Genomic DNA, 4,262 nt, shown 5'->3' with positions numbered 1-4,262 from the left:
CGGCAGTGCGGTAGCGCCGCACAGCGGGTTGGTACATGAGCAGACCATGGCCGCGTGGACAAGGGTCAGCGCCCCCTGAGGCCCGCTGACGTTCCTGTCGCGCGGCTGCCAGCTCCAGTTGCTGGAGGGGCTGAACGAGCGGATGTTCTGGCCGGCCGCCGGAGCCGGTCACCATACAGACCATGTGACCGGCTCATCCTGAGTGGCCCCGTCCGGTCGTACACCGGGGGCGTACCCCGTCTGCTGAGTTCGTCGCGCAGGTCGATGTCGCTGCGTGGCGCTGGTTGGCTGAGGAGATTCAGGCGACGCGAGCCGCCGACCATCCAGCAACTGCTCTGGTCTGCCGCGCGAGCGATGGCGGTGAGCGAGCCGACACGACCTCGCGCCTCGGTGCGCGTCCGGCCCGTCCCGCTTCGGACGTGGCCGCCTTCTCCCCTGCTCTTTTGGTCGCCGGCACCGCCGTCCGGACGCCGCGATGCCCTTCTCGTCCTTAAATCGAAGGAATGCATGCTGCTGACCACATCGCAGATGGACGATGCCCGACATCTGACCGAGCAAATCGCCGACGACCTCGGCGGCTTCACGATCTGCCAGGAGGCCGGGTACGGCGGATTTTGGATCCGGCGCGGTGTTGAAGAACTGTACCTGCATTACAGTCGCTCGCCGGGCCGGGTCTCGATTGAAGGGTGTTACCCCGAAGGCTACTCCCGGGTCACGTTGTGGGTGCAGCGTCACAGGATCACCTGCGCTGTCTCGCGTGGCAGCGTAGCCATCGGAGCCGACATCACCCGGCGCCTGATGCCTGCCTATCGTGCTGACCTCGACAAGGTCTTGCAGGCGATTGCGGATCATCTCCACGACCTGGATCAGCAACGCGCCATCGTGGACGCCATCGTGGCCGCGATCCCGAACGCGGACAGCTGGGCGTCGAGCACCGACCAGCGAGTGCGTACTCCGTACCGCGAACACCAGCAGATGTGGGCCGACTTCCGTATCACGGACACCGGCGTGACCGTGATCCACATGCAGGTGTGCGGCATCGAGCACGCTCGCCGGATCGCCGAGGTCGCCGGGCAACTGGTGGTCGACGACCCGGCCCCGTAACGGGGTATCGCCCGCCTCCCCGTGCACCGCGATCATCCCTGCCGGACCACGTCCTCCGGGCCCGGTGGGCTGTCTGTGCACCCGCCCGCACATGGGCGGCAGCAGCCTCGGCCGTTCGGCCATTCTCCCCTACTGGAAGGTCATGAATCGCGCATTTCCCTACGACTTCGACTGCCCGATGCCCGACCTGACCGGGCTGAGCGAGAACGAACTGCGCCGCCTGGCCCACCCGTGGCCGGTCGAGTGGCTGTACGAGCCCGGCCCCGATGCCCCTATCCGGATGGTGAACCTGTTCGCCGGACCGGGCGGCTGGTGCTCAGGGATTCGTGACGTGCTTGGCCAGGACGTCGACATGGTCGGCGTGGAACTCCACAAGGACGCGGCCGCCACCGCCGAAGCTGCCGGTTTCCGCCGTATCGTCGCCGATGTTCGGCACCTCGACCCACGCCATCCTGCGCTGCGCTGGGTGCGGGCGCTGCTGGTGTCGGCCCCCTGCGGCTGCTGGACGCCGGCGGGTAAGCGCGCGGGCCTCCTGGAGCACAATCTGGACCTTCTGCTGGACGTTTTCAGCATGGCGGCTGAGGCTACTCTGGGACACTGGCACGACGCCTTCCCCTGCTACGACGGCGCCGATTGCGGCATTTGCCGCGGCGATGAGACCTGGGATCTGTCCGGCTGGACCGGGCCGCTGCTGACTCTGGAGGAGGCGCGCTCACCGATCGCCGAGATGACCGACGAGCGCGTCGGTTTGATCGCGGAGGTGGTCATTTGGGCGCTGTGTCTCACCACGGCGTTCGACAATCTGGCGTGGCTGGCGATGGAACAATCCAGCACCCTGCCCGAGCGCGTCTTGAACGGGATCACAGAAGAACTGCTGTGCGCCGACTGGTGTGACGCGAAGGCTCTGACGTTGGACGCCGTGGACTATGGCCTGGCCTCACGCCGCAAGAGGATCTTCCTGTTGGCCGCTCGGCACGCCTACGTGCAACTGGATGCGCTGAAGCCCCGCCGGCCCATCGCGCAGATCACGGCGGCTCAGGCGCTGGGATGGCCGTCGGGCGTACGGGTCAACACCCGCGGAGCGAGACGAACGTCAGGCGGCAACGAATGGAGCGCCGACAAGCCGGCGATCGCGATCACCAGCAAGATTCGCGGCTGGTACTGGGCCCACGACAAGACCCGCCGATTCTCACTGGACGAGGCCGCCCTCTTGGTCGGATTCCGCCCGGGTTTCCCATGGACCGGGTCGCGCTCCAGCAGCTGCCAGCAGATCGGTGACGTGGTCGCCCCTCTCATGAGCTGCGTCGTCGTCGGCACGATGATGAACCGCCCGTGGGAACCGCCGCTGCACGCCTACCTTCGCACGATCTACCCCTCCCCCGCGGGTTCGGCCCGGCACCCAGACTCGAGCTCGCTCGCGGCCGCCCTCCGAGAGCCTCTTGCCTTTCCCACCCACGCGCGACACCACCTGGCTCGCGACCTCAGGAGCCCGATGCCCCGAAGAACTGCCCCATTCCAGATCGCCGGCAATTCCGACCGTGCCAAGCCGGGCAACTACTCGATGGTGCTGCAGTTTGGCCCCCGCTACAGTCCACCACTCGACCACACCATGGTGCTTACCGTCTTTCATCGCACCAACGGCGGTGGCGTCTCCGTCCTCGTCGACGACGAACAGGCCGCCGCACTGGCTGCCTGGCTCGCTCGCGGTGCCGGCGAGCACATCATCATCGATACGCAGACCGCGGCCCGCTTCTGGCGTGAGCCGAGCGCGGACCCCTTCGTTCACCTTCAGGTCCGGTGGAACAGCCGCAGCGGCGGCGTCGACATCACCCTGAGCGAGCCGCAAGCGGCCGAGGCAGCCCGCTGGCTGACCGAAGAAGCCCTCACCTACCAGTGGTCAGGCTGGCTGTCCCCGCTCGCTGTCCCACCGAGCTTCCACGACCACGTGACCGTGCACGGGGTGCGGCAGCCGTGCCGGCTGTGCGACCTGGCCGCCGAAGCCCAGCGCCAGATCCCGCCTCAGCGCAGATCCGACAGCTCCGACGAGGGAAGCGATCACATCACAGCCGCCGAACGGTGACACCTGCGCCGACCGCGGCCCCGTTCACCGTGCCCCGCCGCGCCTTGACCCACGGCCCCAGAAGTGGTGCATCCGGTCACCTCCGCGGACGGGGCGCCAGCTGTCCGGCGCGTCCTGCCGGACATCCCAGCCCGTCGGCAACCCCACGCCGTCGGCACCCTTTGACCCAGGCCTTCATCCCCCGGCTGACGAGCCGGCTGCTCCCCCGCCTGGACCGGAACCACCACCTTCCGCGGCGCATCTCGGTGCGTCGTTGTTCACCATCGAAAGGAACCCATTTCGTGGGTCAGCCTCTGCCCGGTACTACCACCAACCAAAGATCGTTTGTCGGACCCGTACGAGACCATGGAGATATGATCGACGCTCCCGCCAGCACCCATGTGACCGACCAGGCCGCCTACGCCGAAGCTGTGCAACTGGCCGTGGACGCCGCCTCGGCCTACTACGGCTCGGGTGAATCCCTGCTGGACGACGACGCCTACGACCGGCTGGTTCGCGGCATCCAGGACTACGAGGACGCGCACCCCGATCAGGTCCTGCCGACCTCGCCCACGGGCAAGGTAGCCGGTGGCGCGGCGACCGGCGACGTGCCGCACACCGTCCCCATGCTCAGCCTCGACAACGTGTTCTCCCCGGACACCTTGGCCAGTTGGGCTGCGGGATTGGAACGCCGTCTCGGCCGCCCCGTCACCGCCTGGTCGGTCGAGCCGAAGTTCGATGGGCTTGCCATCTCTGCCCGCTACCGTGGTGGTCGGCTGACCCAGCTCGTCACACGCGGCAACGGAGCGGCCGGCGAGGATGTCAGTCACGCCATCGGGACCATCCTCGGCCTTCCCGCCACGCTGGCGGAGCCGGTCACGATAGAGGTCCGCGGCGAAGTCATGATGACGACGGCCCAGTTCGACGACGCATGTGCCAAGCGGCTCGCCCACGAAGGCGTCGCCTTCGCCAAGCGCAGCGGCTGGCAGCCTCCGCGCGCAGGACAGGCCATACACGTGCCAGCTCTCCTTCTACTGCTACGGTGCTCTCCCGCTCCCCCCGCACGACACCGACGACGCGGCCGGGCGCCTCCGCGAGC

Annotated in this window: 2 protein-coding genes and 1 pseudogene; all 3 read left to right on the top strand. The window is 67.9% G+C overall.

Going from position 1 to position 4,262, the window contains the following annotated elements; all coding sequences use genetic code 11:
• The first annotated feature begins 507 nt into the window (after positions 1-507).
• Positions 508-1,104 carry a hypothetical protein gene (locus AB0J09_RS57785; protein WP_360711532.1) on the top strand — a complete coding sequence of 199 codons (597 nt, stop codon included), beginning with the start codon at positions 508-510 and terminating at the stop codon, positions 1,102-1,104.
• 91 nt (positions 1,105-1,195) lie between these two features.
• A complete protein-coding gene (locus AB0J09_RS57780) occupies positions 1,196-3,184 on the top strand; it encodes a hypothetical protein (RefSeq protein ID WP_360711529.1) in 1,989 nt (662 codons plus the stop codon).
• A gap of 353 nt (positions 3,185-3,537) precedes the next feature.
• Positions 3,538-4,262, top strand: a pseudogene (locus AB0J09_RS57775) (hypothetical protein); the annotation flags it as partial.

The sequence above is a fragment of the Nonomuraea sp. NPDC049784 genome (assembly GCF_040659615.1).
GTDB lineage: Bacteria > Actinomycetota > Actinomycetes > Streptosporangiales > Streptosporangiaceae > Nonomuraea.
The sequence above is the reverse complement of the archived record's forward strand: the minus strand, read 5'-3'. Positions and strand labels throughout refer to the sequence as shown.